Origin of the sequence: Pseudomonas sp. BN417 (assembly GCF_029871205.1) — a bacterium.
In the GTDB taxonomy this organism is placed as follows: domain Bacteria; phylum Pseudomonadota; class Gammaproteobacteria; order Pseudomonadales; family Pseudomonadaceae; genus Metapseudomonas.
Genome location: NZ_SSOJ01000030.1, coordinates 1 through 15,235 on the forward strand (window position 1 = coordinate 1; position 15,235 = coordinate 15,235).

14 protein-coding genes and 1 pseudogene are annotated in these 15,235 nt (G+C 65.1%); 6 read left to right on the plus strand and 9 right to left on the minus strand.

The features are described 5' to 3' along the window. Nucleotides 1-321 precede the first annotated feature (321 nt). From E8F11_RS02175 to E8F11_RS02210, 8 genes are all read right to left on the minus strand, one after another. A complete protein-coding gene (locus tag E8F11_RS02175; RefSeq protein WP_280287168.1) occupies nt 322-1,794 on the minus strand; it encodes an inorganic phosphate transporter in 1,473 nt (490 codons plus the stop codon). A 155-nt stretch (nt 1,795-1,949) separates the two neighbouring features. Then, nucleotides 1,950-2,147, minus strand: a complete 198-nt coding sequence (locus E8F11_RS02180; RefSeq protein ID WP_280287169.1) for a hypothetical protein — start codon at nt 2,145-2,147, stop codon at nt 1,950-1,952. A gap of 302 nt (nt 2,148-2,449) precedes the next feature. Then, a complete protein-coding gene (gene mapR, locus E8F11_RS02185; RefSeq protein WP_280287181.1) occupies nt 2,450-3,871 on the minus strand; it encodes a GntR family transcriptional regulator MpaR in 1,422 nt (473 codons plus the stop codon). An 85-nt stretch (nt 3,872-3,956) separates the two neighbouring features. Further along, entirely contained in the window at nt 3,957-5,372 is a 1,416-nt protein-coding gene (gene ccoG / locus E8F11_RS02190) for a cytochrome c oxidase accessory protein CcoG (RefSeq protein ID WP_280287170.1), read from the minus strand. A gap of 266 nt (nt 5,373-5,638) precedes the next feature. Further along, nucleotides 5,639-5,812: a hypothetical protein gene (locus E8F11_RS02195; RefSeq protein WP_280287171.1), complete on the minus strand. Its 174-nt coding sequence runs from the start codon at nt 5,810-5,812 to the stop codon at nt 5,639-5,641. Nucleotides 5,813-5,895: 83 nt separating this feature from the next. Continuing rightward, nucleotides 5,896-6,441, minus strand: a complete 546-nt coding sequence (gene nudE / locus E8F11_RS02200; RefSeq protein WP_280287172.1) for an ADP compounds hydrolase NudE — start codon at nt 6,439-6,441, stop codon at nt 5,896-5,898. 192 nt (nt 6,442-6,633) lie between these two features. Beyond that, nucleotides 6,634-7,764, minus strand: a complete 1,131-nt coding sequence (locus tag E8F11_RS02205) for a helix-turn-helix transcriptional regulator (RefSeq protein ID WP_280287173.1) — start codon at nt 7,762-7,764, stop codon at nt 6,634-6,636. 114 nt (nt 7,765-7,878) lie between these two features. Further along, nucleotides 7,879-8,925, minus strand: coding sequence for a Rieske 2Fe-2S domain-containing protein (locus E8F11_RS02210; protein WP_280287174.1), 1,047 nt, complete (start codon nt 8,923-8,925; stop codon nt 7,879-7,881). Between the two features lie 260 nt (nt 8,926-9,185). Between E8F11_RS02210 and E8F11_RS02215 the strand changes: the two genes are divergently transcribed. The 6 genes from E8F11_RS02215 to E8F11_RS02240 all read left to right on the plus strand — a co-directional run bounded on the left by E8F11_RS02215 (nt 9,186) and on the right by E8F11_RS02240 (nt 14,656). Next, the gene (locus E8F11_RS02215) at nt 9,186-10,160 is read left to right on the plus strand and encodes an NADP-dependent oxidoreductase (protein ID WP_280287175.1); all 975 of its coding nucleotides are present in this window, start codon (nt 9,186-9,188) and stop codon (nt 10,158-10,160) included. A gap of 87 nt (nt 10,161-10,247) precedes the next feature. Then, entirely contained in the window at nt 10,248-10,451 is a 204-nt protein-coding gene (locus tag E8F11_RS02220) for a hypothetical protein (protein ID WP_280287176.1), read from the plus strand. A gap of 11 nt (nt 10,452-10,462) precedes the next feature. Beyond that, the gene (locus E8F11_RS02225; RefSeq protein WP_280287177.1) at nt 10,463-11,389 is read left to right on the plus strand and encodes an alpha/beta hydrolase; all 927 of its coding nucleotides are present in this window, start codon (nt 10,463-10,465) and stop codon (nt 11,387-11,389) included. An 11-nt stretch (nt 11,390-11,400) separates the two neighbouring features. After that, nucleotides 11,401-12,489: a 3,4-dihydroxy-2-butanone-4-phosphate synthase gene (gene ribB, locus E8F11_RS02230; RefSeq protein WP_280287178.1), complete on the plus strand. Its 1,089-nt coding sequence runs from the start codon at nt 11,401-11,403 to the stop codon at nt 12,487-12,489. 2 nt (nt 12,490-12,491) lie between these two features. Next, a complete protein-coding gene (locus E8F11_RS02235) occupies nt 12,492-13,703 on the plus strand; it encodes an NADH:flavin oxidoreductase (protein ID WP_280287179.1) in 1,212 nt (403 codons plus the stop codon). 176 nt (nt 13,704-13,879) lie between these two features. Further along, nucleotides 13,880-14,656, plus strand: a complete 777-nt coding sequence (locus E8F11_RS02240; protein ID WP_280287180.1) for an SDR family NAD(P)-dependent oxidoreductase — start codon at nt 13,880-13,882, stop codon at nt 14,654-14,656. A 296-nt stretch (nt 14,657-14,952) separates the two neighbouring features. Here E8F11_RS02240 and E8F11_RS02245 read toward each other — a convergent pair. Further along, nucleotides 14,953-15,235 (minus strand): annotated as a pseudogene (locus E8F11_RS02245) (hypothetical protein); the annotation flags it as partial.

Sequence of the window (15,235 nt, forward strand, 5' to 3'; positions counted from 1 at the left end):
GGATGGCCCCTCACGCCGGGCCCCCGGAGCAATGATGGAGCGAGGGAACCCGACGAAGTCGGGCCGGATGCAGGGGCGAGCCTTTTTGGTTTCTTTTGGGGCGACTGCCAAAAGAGACTCGCCGGGAGGCGAAACAGGGACTCGCAGCCCACTCGATAAGCAACTCGGCTCAGGACTTTCTAGCAACACTTAATGCAGACATAGCCAATAAATTCGCCCCCACGGAAAAGAAGGCTTCTCCATCGATGGAGTGGGCGGCGGGGATGCGGGACACTGGAATGAAAAAGGCGCCCGAAGGCGCCTTTTGCATGCTCGTCCGAATCACACGATAAAGGTGATGGCCAGCCAGAACAGGCCGGCGGAGAGCAGGATGGTGGTGGGCAGGGTGAGTACCCAGGCCAGCAGGATATTGCGCACAGTGCCGCCCTGCAGGCCGCTCTTGTTGGCGACCATGGTGCCGGCAACGCCGGAGGACAGTACGTGGGTGGTGGACACCGGCAGGCTGTAGATGTTGGCCATGCCGATGGCGAAGGCGGCGGTGATCTGCGCGCTCATGCCCTGGGCATAGCTCATCCCGTGCTTGCCGATCTTCTCGCCGACGGTGCGCACCACGCGCTTCCAGCCGACCATGGTGCCGATGCCCAAGGCCAGGGCTACCGCCAGGATCACCCAGAAGGGCGCGTACTCGGTGGTGGCGGTCAGGTCCTTGCGCAGCTTCTCCAGGTCGGCTTTCTCGCGGGCCGGCAAGGTAGAGAGCTTGCCCACCTTCTTCGCGGTGTCGTCCAGGCAGAGCAGGTAGCGACGTACTTCCACGCGGGTTTCGTCGCCCAGGTCCTTGTAGTTGGCGACGCCGTTCAGGGACTTGAGCAGGGCGGCGATGGTCGGCTCGGTCTGCTTCGGATCGCAGCGGTAGAGCTTCGGCATCTCGCTGCCGTTGCTCTTGCCCAGGGCCAGCATCTCGCCGAGGGTGTCGGTGTGGCGCTGGTAGAACTGGCTGAGGTGGGTGGCCGCGTCGCGGGTACGTTCGATCTCGTAGGTGGTGCTGTTGAGGTCCAGTACGAACTTGGCCGGGACTATGCCGATCAGCACCAGCATGATCAGGCCGATGCCTTTCTGGCCGTCGTTGGAGCCGTGCACGAAGCTCACGGCCATGGCGGAAAGCACCAGGACCAGGCGGTTCCAGAAGGGCGGATGCTTCTTCTCGTCCAGTTCCTTACGGGTTTCCGGGGTCTTGTGCATCTTCGACAGCGGATACATCCACTTCAGGCCCACCAGCAGCAGGGCGGCGACCATGAAGCCGGCAGCCGGCGAGAAGATCAGCGACAGGCCGATGTCTATGGCCTTGCCCCAGTTCACGCCTTCGCCCAGGGGCACGTCGGTGAGCATCGCATTGGCCAGGCCCACGCCGAGGATCGAGCCGATCAGGGTGTGGGAGCTGGACGCCGGGATACCGAAGTACCAGGTGCCGAGGTTCCAGGCGATGGCTGCGGTGAGCAGGCTGAACACCATGGCCAGGCCATGGCCGGTATTGACGTTGATCAGCAGCTCCACCGGCAGCAGGTGGACAATGGCATAGGCCACGCCGACACCGCCCAGCAACACACCGAGGAAGTTGAAGATCCCTGAGAGGATCACCGCCCGGTAGGGCGACATGGCCTTGGTGTAGATGACCGTGGCCACCGCGTTGGCGGTGTCATGGAAACCATTGATGAACTCGAAGGTCAGGACGAATGCCAGGGCGAGCAAGAGGCTCAGCACCAGCCAGGCATCTAGCCCGCTGAAGAGATCGAACATGAAGTTTGTGTGACTGGCTCATGAAGGGGCCGCGATTATGCCAGAAAACCGATCGTCGCCCAGTCCCAGGCGTCGAGCGGTTTTCGGCATCTCACACAGAAGTTGTCGCAAATCAATACGAGGGACTCCCCGGATGGGGCGGGTGCGGCAATGTGTCAGGGGTCCTGTCTGAGCTCTTTTTCGATCTTTTCCAGCTCTTTTTCGAAGCTCTTGTCGAGCAGGCTGGGTTTCTTGCGCCAGGCTTTACGCTCAGGGTCCCTTTGCGCGGCATAGGTCGTGACCTCACCGCCGTAAACTTCCTTGTAACGTTGCGCCTGGCGCTCGAGCTCGGCGCGCAGTTCGTCTTTCGTCACGTGGTTATCCGTCTCTTTGATCAATGGTCTTGAGGTGAAACAGGCGATCTAGAGGCTCTGGCCTCCAAAGTGTCGGTCGCCCGGCTGAGACCGTCGGCGCAGTCTTCTTGTAGGACAATGTTCTGCTATCGCAACTACCGGTTACTTCCCTACGCACTACGGAAAGACCCTACGATGTCTCCGGGCTTAGAAGTCAATTCCGCAAAAAGCCTGGAAAGAACCTTGACAAGTATAACAAGCAAAAAAGAAACCTCCATCGCAGGAGGTTCCTAAAGTAGTGAAGGAAGGCAACTCCTCGATAATCAGGGATTGTCCATAAGAGACCTTATTATCCTGCCGAGAGTTTCCATCGCTTGTTCACTGGAGTTGCTCCAGGGATGACCAAAGTTGAGGCGGGCGCAATGGCCGAAACGCCGTGTTGCCGAGAAAATCGGCCCCGGCGCGATGCTGATGCCCTGGGCCAGGGCCAGCTGGAACAGGCGCAGCGAGTCCACCTGCTCGGGGAATTCCAGCCAGAGAAAGTAGCCGCCCTCCGGCCGGCTGACGCGGGTCTCTTCCGGGAAATGCCGGGCCACTGCCGCCAGCATGGCGTTGCGCTGGCTTTCCAGGGCGTAGCGCAACTTGCGCAGGTGACGGTCGTAGCCGCCGTGCTGCAGGTAGTCGGCGATAGCCGCCTGGGCCGGTACCGAGGCGGAAATGCTGGTCATCAGCTTCAACCGCTCGATCTGTCCGGCGAAACGCCCGCCGGAGACCCAGCCGACCCGGTAGCCCGGTGCCAGGCTCTTGGAGAAGGAGCTGCAGTGCATCACCAGGCCTTCGCTGTCGAAGGCCTTCACCGGCTTGGGCGCGTGCTGGCCGAAATACAGCTCGGCGTAGACATCGTCCTCGATCATCGGCACCTGGTGCTTGGCCAGCAGCGCCGCCAACTGGCGTTTCTTGTCCTCGGAGAGGCTCGCTCCCAGCGGGTTCTGGAAGTTGCTCATGAACCAGCAGGCCTTGATCGGCAGGCGTTCCAGGCTGTCTTCCAGCACCTGCAGGTCGATGCCGTCGCGCGGGTGCACAGGGATTTCCACGGCCTTGAGCTTCAGCCGTTCCAGCACCTGCAGGCTGGCATAGAAGGCCGGCGCCTCGATCGCCACCAAATCGCCGGGGCGGGCCACCACCTGCAGGCAGAGGTTGAGGGCTTCCAGCGCGCCGTTGCAGATCACCAGCTCCTCGATCGGCAGCGGCAGGCCGCCGACCATGTAGCGCAAGGCGATCTGCCTGCGCAGGGCGTGATTGCCCGGGGTCATGTCGGCTACCGTGGAACGCGGGTCCATCTCGCGCACCGCGTGGGCCATCGAGCGGGCCAGGCGTTGCAGGGGAAAGAGTTCCGGGCTGGGGAAGGCCGAGCCGAAGGGCACCGTGTCCGGGTCCTTGATCGAACTCAGCACCGAGAACACCAGCTCACTGACATCCACCTCGGTGGTCGAAGCTTCCCGCGGTCCCGGCTGCGGCTCCGGCAGCGGCCGGCGCACATGTTCGCAGACGAAGTAGCCCGAGCGCGCGCGGGCCATGATCAGCCCGCGGCTCTCCAGCAGATAGTAGGCCTGGAACACGGTGGAGGCGCTTACCCCATAGGTGCGGCTGGCGTGGCGCACCGAGGGTACCTTCTGCCCCGGCGCCAGCACCCCGGTGCGGATCAGTTCGGCGATCTCGTCGGCGAATTTCTCGTAGCGCTTCATCTTTTCCTGGCTGGGCACCTGCAAGTCGGCGGTGCCCCACTCTAAGCGCTCGCTGCGTGCGCCGCCATGGTCCCGGGCCATGGTTTCAGCGCCTCGGGCTGACGAAGGTGCTGCTGGCGCTGGCCTCCGTGCCTGGCTGGTCCAGGCTGCGCACCAGGAAACGCAGCGGCCGCGAGCCGGCCGGGCCGCTGTCGTCGGTGCGCGCCACCGAGACCGGCAGCGAGAGGATCTCGCCGGCGCCAATGCTCACCTCGTTCTCGCCCTGCAGGCGGAAGCCCTTGGTCTCCGCCAGCTCCAGGCGATATCGCTGGGCCTGCTGGGTCTTGTTGATCAGCTTGAGGTTATAGATGTTCTCGATCTCGCCGGCGGCGTTCTCGCGGAACATGCCGCGGTCCTTGATCACGTCCACCGACAGCTGCGAGCGGGTGGCGCCCATCCAGACCAGCGCGACGATCATCAGCACCAGGGCTGTCGCATAACCGAGCAACCGTGGACGCAGCAGATGGGTCTTGCCACCTTCCAGGGCGCGCTCCGAACTGTAGCCAACCAGGCCACGGGCATAGCCCATGCGGTCCATGATCGAGTCGCACGCGTCGATGCAGGCGGCGCAGCCGATACAGGCGATCTGCAGGCCGTCGCGGATGTCGATCCCGGTGGGGCAGACCTGCACGCACATCTGGCAGTCAATGCAGTCGCCAAGGCCCTGGGCCTTCGGGTCGCTACCCTTCTTGCGCGGCCCACGGGATTCGCCGCGGGTGGCGTCGTAGGAAACGATCAGGGTGTCCTTGTCGAACATCACGCTCTGGAAACGCGCATAGGGGCACATGTGGATGCACACCTGCTCGCGCAGCCAGCCTGCATTTATATAGGTGGCGCCGGTGAAGAAGAGCACCCAGAACAGCGCCGTGCCGCCGATCTGCCAGTTGGCCAGGTCGGCCACCAGTTCACGCACCGGGGTGAAGTAGCCAACGAAGGTGATGGCCGTGGCCAGGCTGATGGCCAGCCAGAGGCCGTGCTTGATCGATCGGCGCAGCAGCTTGCCGGCGTTCCAGGGTGCGGCGGCCAGCTTGATGCGCTGGTTGCGGTCGCCCTCGGTGACCTGCTCGCACCACATGAACATCCAGGTCCAGACGCTCTGCGGGCAGGTGTAGCCGCACCAGACGCGGCCGGCGAATACGGTGATGAAGAACAGGCCGAAGGCGCAGATGATCAGCAGGCCCGAGAGCAGGATGAAGTCCTGGGGCCAGAAGGTCGCGCCGAAGATGTAGAACTTGCTTTGCTCCAGGCTCCAGAGCACGGCTTGGCGGCCATCCCAGTCGAGCCAGAGGGTGCCGAAGAACAACAGGCACAGGAGACCCGCGCCAATGCGGCGCAGGTCGCGGTAGAAACCGGTGAAGCGGCGGGTGTGGACAGGTCCGTTGGAGGCGGAAAGGGGTTTGCTTGCAACGGGCGGCAGGGTGGGAGTGACCTCTATTACCTGCGCCGGGATTCTCTCGCTCATGATCAGTGCCCATCAGGCTGTTACGGCGAGACGGACTATAGGAATGCACTGATCGGCAAAACAGATTCAGATCAGGCGGCAAAAACCATATCAGATGCGTGTCGGGCGAGCGCGAAGGCGCAGGGCGCGTGGATTGGGGGTCAGGCCGGGCAGGCCGTGCCGCGAGCGCGGCAATAGGTCGCGGGCCACCGGGCTGAAGATCGAGCGCAGCGGCAATGCGGCTGGCAGGCGGCGCGTCGAACAGCGTCGCCCGGGACTGGGCAGGGTTACGGCAGCAGCGACCCGATGGTCGGGACCGGGATGTAGCAGGCGGGGTAGTGGGGCTGGCAGTACTGGGTGGCCGCCAGCGACGACGGCAGGGGGCGCGTCATCATCGCCACATAGGCCGCTACGAAAGCGCAGGAAAGGACAGTGAGGCAAATCTTCTTTCTTGTTTTCATGTTCATTCCTCTACACAGGAGGGACACGTTGTTATGTGGACAAGACTAGGAAGCCTCTCTGCACGCCGCCTCGTCCGAACGGACTAGATGCCGCTTTTGTTGCTGAGCGCCATGAACAGGGCGGCGATGGCGCGTGCTTCGTGCAGCTCGCCCGAGGCGACCAGGGCCGGAACCAGGGCCAGCGGCACGCGCACGACTTCCAGGGGCTCCGGCTCGTCGCCCAGGGCCGTGCTGGGCTCCAGGTCTTCGGCCAGCACCACCCGGCAGCTGTGGCAGAGGTGTCCGGGCGCGAGGCTCAGCACACCCAGCTCACGCAGGCGGCCGGCGCGCAGGCCGACCTCTTCCATCAACTCCCGGTTGGCCGCCTGCAGGGTGGTCTCGTCGTTTTCCACGCCGCCCTTGGGCAGGCCGAGCACGCGCTGCTCGACGCCCACCGCGTACTCGCGTACCAGCAGCACGTGCTGTGGGTCGGGCAGGGCCACTACCAGCACCGACTGGTAGCCGGAACCGCGCAGGCGCTCGTAGACGCGCTGCTGGCCATTGCTGAACTCCAGGTGCAGGGCTTCGATCTGGAACCAGGCGCTCTCGGCCAGCAGTTCGGTCTTCAGGATGGTGGGCAGGCTGCGCATGGCGCTCTCCCGTGGCATGACCCGGCAGAGCGTCGCGCGCATCGGGGTTGGGGGCATCGTCTGGATGGACTAGGTCAAAGGTCGAGCGCAGGTTCTGCGGGTGACGCTGTAGGAGCCAGCTTGCTGGCGAATGGCCGCGCGCGGTGGTTGTTCGCGAGCAAGCTCGCTCCTACGAAAAGGGTGTGGGCCCGCTCACCCCAGTGTCGCCACGCTGCGCAGGATCAACCGCACCAACATGGTCTGCCGCGTCACCCCGGTCTTGGAGAAGGTCGAGCGCAGGTGCGCCCGCGCGGTGTTGCGGCTGATACCGAGGGCGTCGGAGGCCTCGTCGAGGGTCAGGCCGTTGGCCAACAACATGGCCAGCTGGGCTTCCGCCGGGGTCAGGTCGAACAGCGCCTTGACGATCTCCTGGGGTGCGCTGGACTCCTGCTCCGGGTCGCTGATGAAAATCACCACCGAGGGGCTTTGCTTGCCCTCGCTCCAGGTGCTGGGCGGCACCGAGCGGACGATGATGCCCAGGTCCGCACGCCCGGACGGGCGTTGCACACGCATGGCCTCGACCACCGAGGGGTTGCTGCTTTTCTGCGAGAGCAGGGCCTGCTTGATCAGTTGGCGGAACACCTGGCTGTCACGTGCGGTACCGACCTGCAGGCCTTCATTGACCATCTTGATGCCGTCCTTCTCGTCCAGAAGACGGTCGGCGAGGCGGTTTTTCTGCAGGACCTTGCCGTCCTGGTCGAGGATGATGGTGCCCACTGCCAGTTGGTCGACAGCGCCGGCGTAGAGGTTGCGCTCGCTTTCCACCCGGTTGAGGTGCATGTGCAGCACAACGCCCTGTTCGAGATGGGGCAGGAACAGGGTAAGCAGGTCCTTGTCACGTTGATCGAACGGGGGATCGCCCTTGCCGCGGGAAATACGAATACGGCACTGCGCACCATCGCTGGTGTTGATGTCCGCACCGAGGATGTGAAACACGTCCACCGGCTCCATGAAGCTCTTGTAGAACTCTGAATCCAGCCAGTCTTTGTCCGAGACGAACTCGGCCAGGGTGATCACCTGCCGGTTGGGCAGGCCGACGAAGGGGTCCAGGCTGTAGAAATGCTGATTATAGGAGGCCGTTACCTCCGCGGACGAACCGGCGGTGGAGACCTGAAGGCCATCCACATGCTGGCTGGGCGGGCGCAGGATGAAGGTGGCGTACTTGGCTGAAAGGCAGTTTTTCAGCTGATCCAGGAAGGTGGTCCATGGAATGTCCTCCAGCGGGCCCTGGTAGAGGTTGCGAAGCATCCCGCTGAACTCGTCGAGCGTGAGTATTTGTGGCATGTCTGAACCAAACTTTTATTTTTATATATAGGACGCTTCTTACAGAGGTTTAGGCCTTCTCTTCAAGACCAATCGTCTCCCGCTGATCGGCAGACGATTGGCTCCAGGACGGCCTCAAGCAGTCTCTTTGACGTCAAGTACCACGAACGAGCGGGGTTCGGCCGATTCGGCGCTCAGTTCGGCCACGTCGGTGTAGAACTGCTCGTACCACTTGCGCAGCTGGTAGACCGGGCCATCGCCGTCGCAGAGCAACGGGTTGTCGACGCGAGTCTTGCTGTGCCAGATGGCCACGTCCTCGTAGAACGCGTCCTGGGCCTGCTTCACATAGGCCTGTGCCATGGCGTGATTCTGTTCCGCGGTCAGGCCGGGGACCTTCTTCACCAGCACGCCGTAGCGCAAGGTGAAACTGTTCAGGTCGATGGGCACATGGCAGTTGAGCAGGATCGAGTGAATCGGCATGCCGTTCATCGCACCGGTCATTTCGGTGATCTGGTAGGCCGGGCCGAAATAGGTGGCAACGGTCGTCAGCTGGCTCTCGCCGGACAGGCGTGCGCTGCCGCCGCGCATGTACTGGATTGCCAGGTGCTTTTCGAACTTGTTGCTGAAGTGCGTCAGATCGGTGCCGTGCACCGAGTCGAAGTGCGCCATGTCAGCCACGTTGTCGATCAGCTCGCGGCAGTTGGTGTCGATCTTCAGCTCGGCGACTTCCCATTCGGCCCATTCGTCGTCGAAGCAGGCGTCGATGCGCGGGATCGCCTGTTCGGCGATGGGCGGGTTGCCTTCCGGGTCGTTCCAGACGAATAGCAGGTTATTCTGCTCCATCACCGGCCAGGACTTGATCTTCGCTCGCGGGGGGATGCGCTTGGCGTAGGGAATGTCGTCGCAGACCCCGTCGGCGCGCCAGCGCCACTCATGGAAGGGGCAGCGGATGGCGTCGCCCTCGACGCAGCCTTCGCTGAGGTCGGCGCCCATGTGCGGGCAGTAGCCATCGAGAATGCGGATTTGCCCGTCTTCTCCGGCGAAGGCCACCAGGCGGGTGCCGAAGGCGTCGAGGCGATGGGCTTTGCCATCGCGGTACCGGGAGGCAAGTCCCAGGCAATGCCAGCCGCGCGCGTAGCGGGCTTCCAGCTGCTTGGCTTCGATTCGGTGCAGCGTACTCATCTTCTTGTTCTCCCGTCAGGGTCCTTGAGGGCTGCATCCGGCTTAGGCAGGCCGCTGCAGCTTACGTACCGAGCGGATTCTGCGGTGCCTGCATTTCCCGGCATCGTCTGATCGGACGATGGCCGCCCGCCGATGCCCGGCTTTACTGCCCGGCAGAACAAGAACAGATGCGTTCACGGACGGCCGGCTCCTGCGTACTGCCTGTTCCTCTGCGTCGCGATCCGCGGCGCCCTACCCAGTCGGCCCATCGGAGACATGACATGCGCGCAGTGGTCATCGAACGCCTTGGCGGAGCCGAGGTGCTGCAACTGAAGGAAGTCGAACGCCCGCAACCCGGCCCCGGCGAAGTGCTGGTGCGGGTGGTCTGCGCCGGGGTCAACCCGGCGGACTGGAAATGCCGCGAGGGCTATCTCGGCGCCTTCCTCGACTACCGCTTCCCCTTCGTCCTCGGCTTCGACCTCGCCGGCACGGTAGCCGCCCTGGGGGAAGGGGTTGACGACCTGCCCCTGGGCAGCCGGGTGTTCGCCCAGAGCGACGTCGGCGCCGGCAAGTGGGGTTCCTACGCCGAATACGCCTGTGTATCCCGGGCCTCACTGGTGCCCATGCCGGACAACCTCGACTTCGCCGCCGCGGCGGCCGTGCCCACGCCAGCCCTGGCGGCCTGGGCGGGGTTGTTCGACGAAGGCGGCCTACGACCGGGCATGAAAGTGCTGATCCACGGTGGCGGCAGCGCGGTAGGCGGCTTTGCAATCCAGTTCGCACGCTGCGCCGGTGCGCGTATCGCCGCGACCTGCAGTGAGGACAACCTGTCGCATGTGCAGGCCCACGGCGCCGAGTGCGCGATCGACTACCGAGCCGGCTCGATCGAGCAGGCCTTGCTCCACTGGGCGCCGGAAGGCGTCGACCTGGTGCTCGACTGCATTGGCGGCGGCAGCTTGCCTGGCGCGCTGGATCTGCTGCGCCCTGGCGGCATCCTGGTGGCGATTCTCACCCTGGCGCCAGACGATGCCGGGCCTGACCACGCCGCCGCTGCCCGACGAGGTCTGCGTACCGCCGTGGCCTACAGCCGCATGCCCAGCGGCGGAGCCCTGGGGCGGATCGCCGCGCTGCTGGCGGCCGGGCGCGTGCACCCGCCACGGCTGGAGTTGCTGCCCCTGGCCGACGTGGCAATCGCCCATGAACGCCTGCAGCAGGGCCGGGCGCGTACCAAGCAGGTGTTGCTGGTCGCCGACTGAATCACGCCGGCCATCGTCCGAGCGGACGATGGCCGGGCCCGGCGGAACAGCTCTACTGGCCAAACAGAACAAGAGCGGGAGTCCATGATGCTCATTCAACAAGGCCAGGTGGCGGTCATCACCGGTGCTGCCGGTGGCATCGGCAAAGGTCTGGCGCGGGAGGTCTTCGCCGGTATCGAGGCCGGGCGCTTCTGGCTGCTGCCCCACAACAACTTCAAGCCAGCGCTGGAACGGCGCCTGGCCAGCATCCTTGATGAGACCAACCCGGTCTTCCAGATGGCCGACGCATAAGGAACGCCCGCATGCCCCTCGACGCCCAGATCGCCGCCGTACTCCAGCAGTTCAGCGGCATGCCGCAGCCGGACTACAGCCAGCTCGACCCTGCCCAGTACCGCCAGTTCTCCGACAACCTGATGCCACCCATGCCTGGCGAGCGCCTGTTCGAGGTGCGCAACTTACGGCTGGCCGGTGCAGACGGCGATCTGGACGCGCGCCTCTACCGCCCGGCGGACAACGACGATCTGCCGCTGCTGGTGTACTTCCACGGTGGCGGCTTCGTCATCGGCAACCTCGACACCCACGACAACCTCTGCCGCAGCCTGGCCCGCCTGTGCGGCGCGGTGGTGGTCTCGGTGGCCTACCGCCTGGCACCGGAAAGCCGCTTTCCGGCCGCCCCCCACGACTGTTACCGGGCCACCTGCGACCTGGTAGAGCGCGCCGGCGAACTGGGCTTCGACGCCAGCCGGCTGGCCCTGGCCGGCGACAGCGCCGGCGCCAACCTGGCCATCGCCGTGAGCCGCCTGGCACAGATCCGCAAGGGCCCGCGCATTGCCTACCAGTGCCTGTTCTATCCGGCCACCGACGCCCGTTGCGACAGCGCCTCCCAGCGCGAATTCGCCGAGGGTTACTTCCTCACCCGTGAGCAGATGCGCTGGTTCTGGAACCAGTACCTGGCGCGCCCGGAGCAGGGCGACGAGGCCCTGGCCTCGCCCTTGCGCGCCGAGGACCTGGAGGGGCTGCCGCCCACCACCCTGATCAGCGCCGAGTACGATCCGCTGCGCGACGAGGGCGAGGCCTTCGCCCGCCGCCTCGAGCAGGCCGGGGTGAAGACGCGCCTGGAGCGCTGCGAAGGCATGATCCACGGCTTCGTCAGCATGGCCGCCTTCGTCGCCAAGGCCCAGGCCGCCCTGGAGTCCGCCGCCGCCGACCTGCGCCAGGCCTTGAGCTGAAGGAGCCCCCCATGGACAGCCCGCAACGACTGATCGAGGCCATGGCCAGCGGCGCCATGCTGGTGGTCACCGACGACGAGCAGGAGGGCGAAGGCTCGCTGCTGATCGCCGCCGGCCATGCCGATGCTGCCGCCATCAACTTCATGGCCCGCGAAGCGCGAGGGCTGATCTGCCTGGCCCTGACCGAGGACCGCTGCAGGGCCCTCGGCTTGGAACTCATGGTGCCCAACTCGCGGGCCCGCCACGGGATGGGTTTCACCCTGTCCATCGAAGCACGCACAGGGGTCTCCACCGGGATTTCCGCCGCCGACCGCGCGCGCACCGTCGCCGTGGCCGTGGACCCGGCCAGCGTTGCCTCCGACCTGGTGCAGCCCGGCCATATCTTCCCCCTGCGCGCCCAGCCGGGTGGCGTGATGCAGCGCGCCGGCCATGTGGAGGCGGCATGCGACCTGGCGCGCCTGGCCGGGCTGATGCCCGCCGCCGTGCTGGTGGGCATCCTCGACGAGCAGGGCGAACCGGCGCGCGGCCCGGCCCTGCGCGACTTCGCCGAGCGCCACGGCCTGCCGCTGGGCAGCGTGGCCGACCTGATCCACTACCGCATCCTCCACGAGGGCACCATCCGCCGTTCCGGCGAATACCCCATCCGCACCCGCCACGGCGACTTCCGCGTCATCACCTATCTGGACGACTACCAGGGCCAGTTGCACCTGGCGCTGGTGCGTGGCGAGGTGCGCCGCGACACGCCGACCCTGGTGCGGGTGCAGGCGGTGGAAACCCTGCGCGACCTGCTGGGCAGTCATCCCGACCAGTGGAACCTCGACCGTTCCCTGGCTCGGGTGGCGGAGGAGGGTGCCGGGGTGGTGGTACTGCTGGCCCAGCAGGAAACGCCCTGCGCGGTTATCGAACAGCTTCAGCAGCGCGCCGGACAAAGGCCACGCCCGCCGGTATTTCCGCAGCGTACATTGGGTATCGGCGCGCAGATCCTTCGCGATGTGGGCGTGCGCAAGATGCGCCTGTTGAGTTTCCCCGTGAGCTACAAGGCCGTTTCCGGCTTCGAGCTGGAAGTCGTCGAACTCGTCCCTTTCGAACCGCAGGAGTGAGCATGAGCAACGAACTGAACAGGCTATTGAGCCCCGCCAAGCTGGCCGGCCTGACGTTGCGCAATCGTGTCATCAAGACCGCGACCTTCGAGGGGATGTGCCCTGGTGGCGTGCCGGGCGACGATCTGGTCAACCATCATGCCGGCATGGCACGCGGTGGTGTCGGTTTGACCACAGTGGCCTACTGCGGCGTGTCGCCCGATGGCCTGACCTTTCCTGACCAGATGTGGATGCACAGCGGCGTCTTTGCGCAGTTGCAGCGTGTGGCCGACGCGGTGCATGCCGAAGGCGGCGCGGTTTCCGCGCAGCTGGCGCACTGTGGCTATTTCAGCCGCAACAAGCCGCGCAACATCCCGCGTCCGCGCGGCCCCAGCGCCTCCATCAACCAGTACGGCGTGTTCTCCGGTGTGCCCTTCGGGGGCGCCATGGACAACGCCGACATCAACCGGACCATCGCCGAGTACGCGGCAGCCGCCAGCTTCGTGCGCGATGCCGGGTTCGATGCCATCGAAATCCACATGGGCCATGGCTACCTGCTCAGCCAGTTCATCTCGCCGCTGCTGAACAAGCGCCGCGACGCCTACGGCGGCAGCCTGGAAAATCGCATGCGCTTTCCGCTGCAGGTGCTGGCGGCGGTGCGCGCGGCTGTCGGCAAGGACTTCCCGCTACTGGCCAAGCTCAACCTCAGCGATGGACTGGCAGGCGGCCTGGGAATCGAGGAGTCCTGCCAGGCCGCGCAGTTGCTGGAGCAGGGCGGGCTGAATGCCATCGTCATGAGCGGCGGTCTGGTCAGTCGTACCTCGATGTTCCTGTTCCGCGGCGAGAGCCCGCTGAAGTACATGGTTCCGCTGGAAAGGAACCCATGGCAGCGCACGGCGATGAAATGGTTCGGCGGTGCGAGCTTCCCGTCGATGCCCTACGAGGAGATGTATTTCCTCGAACTGGCCCGCCAGATGCGTCGCGCCGTGAGCATGCCGCTGGTCTACCTCGGCGGTGTGGCCACGGCGCAGAGCATGGGCCAGGCCATGACCGAAGGCTTTGACTTCATCGCCATGGGGCGTGCCCTGCTCAATGACTCGCAACTGCTGCAGCGCGTGCGTGAACAGGGCGAGGGCTGGATTAGCCCTTGCACCCACTGCAACCAGTGCGTGGCCAGCATGGCGCTGCCAGGGGGCATCCGCTGCACCCTGAACCAGCCGAATGCATTTGGCTAGTACGGCGCTGTAGCTGCTTTTCCCTTGTGGGGGCGAATTCATTCGCTAAGCAGGCCGCAGGTCTGCCCGGCAGGTATTCAGGGGCTGCTTCGCAGCCCTTAGCGAATGAATTCGCCCCCACAGATTGCAGCCCCCAGGTCATCACCGAGCTCACCCCATAAAAGAAGGAACAGTACATGTCCCGCGAACGACAGGATTTTCCCGAAGGCATCGCCCTGGTGGTGGGCGGCAGTGGTGGCATGGGGCAGGCGATTTGCGAGCGCCTGGCCGAAGCCGGTAGTGATGTCGTGCTCACCTACCACCGCAATGCAGAGCGGGCGGAGTCCGTGGTGGGCGAGGTGCGCGAGCGCGGTCGTCGCGCCGAGGCGGTGCAGCTGACCCTCGGCGATGAAGCCGCTGTCAGCGAAACCTTGCAGCAACTCACCGCAGGCCGGCGCATCCACACCCTGGTCATCGCCTCCGGCTCCGATATCAGCCAGCCGAAGATCGGCGAACTGACCCTGGCGCAGTGGAAGCGGGTGATCGATGCCGACCTCAACGGCTTTCTCAACCTGGTGCTGTGCCTGCTGCCGCACATGCGCGAGCAGGGCGGCGGTTCCATCGTCCATATCAGCTCCGCCGGGCTGTTCCGCTGGCCGGAGGGCGATGTGCTCTCGGTGGCGCCCAAGGCCGCCATCGAGTCGCTGATCCAGGGCATCGCCAAGGAGGAGGGCCGCCACGGCATCCGTGCCAACAGCGTGGCCATCGGCGTGATAGACGCCGGCATTTTCCACCGCCTGTGGGCCGACGGCACCTTCGACGAAAAGTGGAAGGACGCCGTGCAGGCCAAGCTCTGCATCAAGCGCTGGGGCCTGGCCGAAGAGGTCGCCGAAGCGGTGGCCTTCCTCGCGTCCCGCCGAGCTGGCTACACCACCGGGCAGGTGCTGGCGGTGGATGGCGGGTATGGGGTCTAGCTGTGCCCTACCTGTGGGGGCGAATTCATTCGCCAAGCAGGCCGTAGGTCTGCCCTTGGAGCGCTATGTTTAGGACTCACACCGGATTGGCAATTCGGTGTGAGGGGGCTTAATGCTGCTGAGTTCAGCTCATTGCCGAGTGAGCTTCGGGTCTCTGTTTCGCCCTCCCGGGCGAGTCCCTTTTCCAGTCGCCGGATGGCCGGCCCCGTGAAAAGGAACCAAAAAACTTGCCCCTGCATCCGGCCCCGGCTTCGCCGGGGTGACCAGCCTTCGGCTGTTACTGCGTTTCCCTCCCTTCATCGTTGCTCCGGGGGCCCGGCGCGAAGGGCCATCCATGGCCCCGCACGCCTCTCGCGGCATCCATGCCGCTCGTCCCCCTGGGCAACGATTCCGCTCGGCCTCCTGAAGGGGCGTAGTCGCTGCCCCACATTTGTGCTCGGCTTACGCTCTACCAGGGCCTGGTAGACGGCGTCTATGCCCGGCGCACGGCAGCCGTTGTCGTTGGTGAGCAGGATGTTCAGGGCGCTGGCCTGGAGCGAAAGGGACAGGGCGGCCAGGCTGATGGCGGATTTCAACAGC

Bases quoted from the DNA above. Each gene is read 5' to 3' on its own strand.
- E8F11_RS02175 (WP_280287168.1), bottom strand. From the start codon at position 1,794: ATGTTCGATCTCTTCAGCGGGCTAGATGCCTGGCTGGTGCTGAGCCTC.
- mapR (WP_280287181.1), bottom strand. From the start codon at position 3,871: ATGAAGCGCTACGAGAAATTCGCCGACGAGATCGCCGAACTGATCCGC.
- nudE (WP_280287172.1), bottom strand. From the start codon at position 6,441: ATGCGCAGCCTGCCCACCATCCTGAAGACCGAACTGCTGGCCGAGAGC.
- E8F11_RS02210 (WP_280287174.1), bottom strand. From the start codon at position 8,925: ATGAGTACGCTGCACCGAATCGAAGCCAAGCAGCTGGAAGCCCGCTAC.
- E8F11_RS02220 (WP_280287176.1), top strand. From the start codon at position 10,248: ATGCTCATTCAACAAGGCCAGGTGGCGGTCATCACCGGTGCTGCCGGT.
- E8F11_RS02235 (WP_280287179.1), top strand. From the start codon at position 12,492: ATGAGCAACGAACTGAACAGGCTATTGAGCCCCGCCAAGCTGGCCGGC.
- E8F11_RS02195 (WP_280287171.1), bottom strand. From the start codon at position 5,812: ATGAAAACAAGAAAGAAGATTTGCCTCACTGTCCTTTCCTGCGCTTTC.
- E8F11_RS02225 (WP_280287177.1), top strand. From the start codon at position 10,463: ATGCCCCTCGACGCCCAGATCGCCGCCGTACTCCAGCAGTTCAGCGGC.
- ribB (WP_280287178.1), top strand. From the start codon at position 11,401: ATGGACAGCCCGCAACGACTGATCGAGGCCATGGCCAGCGGCGCCATG.
- ccoG (WP_280287170.1), bottom strand. From the start codon at position 5,372: ATGAGCGAGAGAATCCCGGCGCAGGTAATAGAGGTCACTCCCACCCTG.
- E8F11_RS02205 (WP_280287173.1), bottom strand. From the start codon at position 7,764: ATGCCACAAATACTCACGCTCGACGAGTTCAGCGGGATGCTTCGCAAC.
- E8F11_RS02240 (WP_280287180.1), top strand. From the start codon at position 13,880: ATGTCCCGCGAACGACAGGATTTTCCCGAAGGCATCGCCCTGGTGGTG.
- E8F11_RS02215 (WP_280287175.1), top strand. From the start codon at position 9,186: ATGCGCGCAGTGGTCATCGAACGCCTTGGCGGAGCCGAGGTGCTGCAA.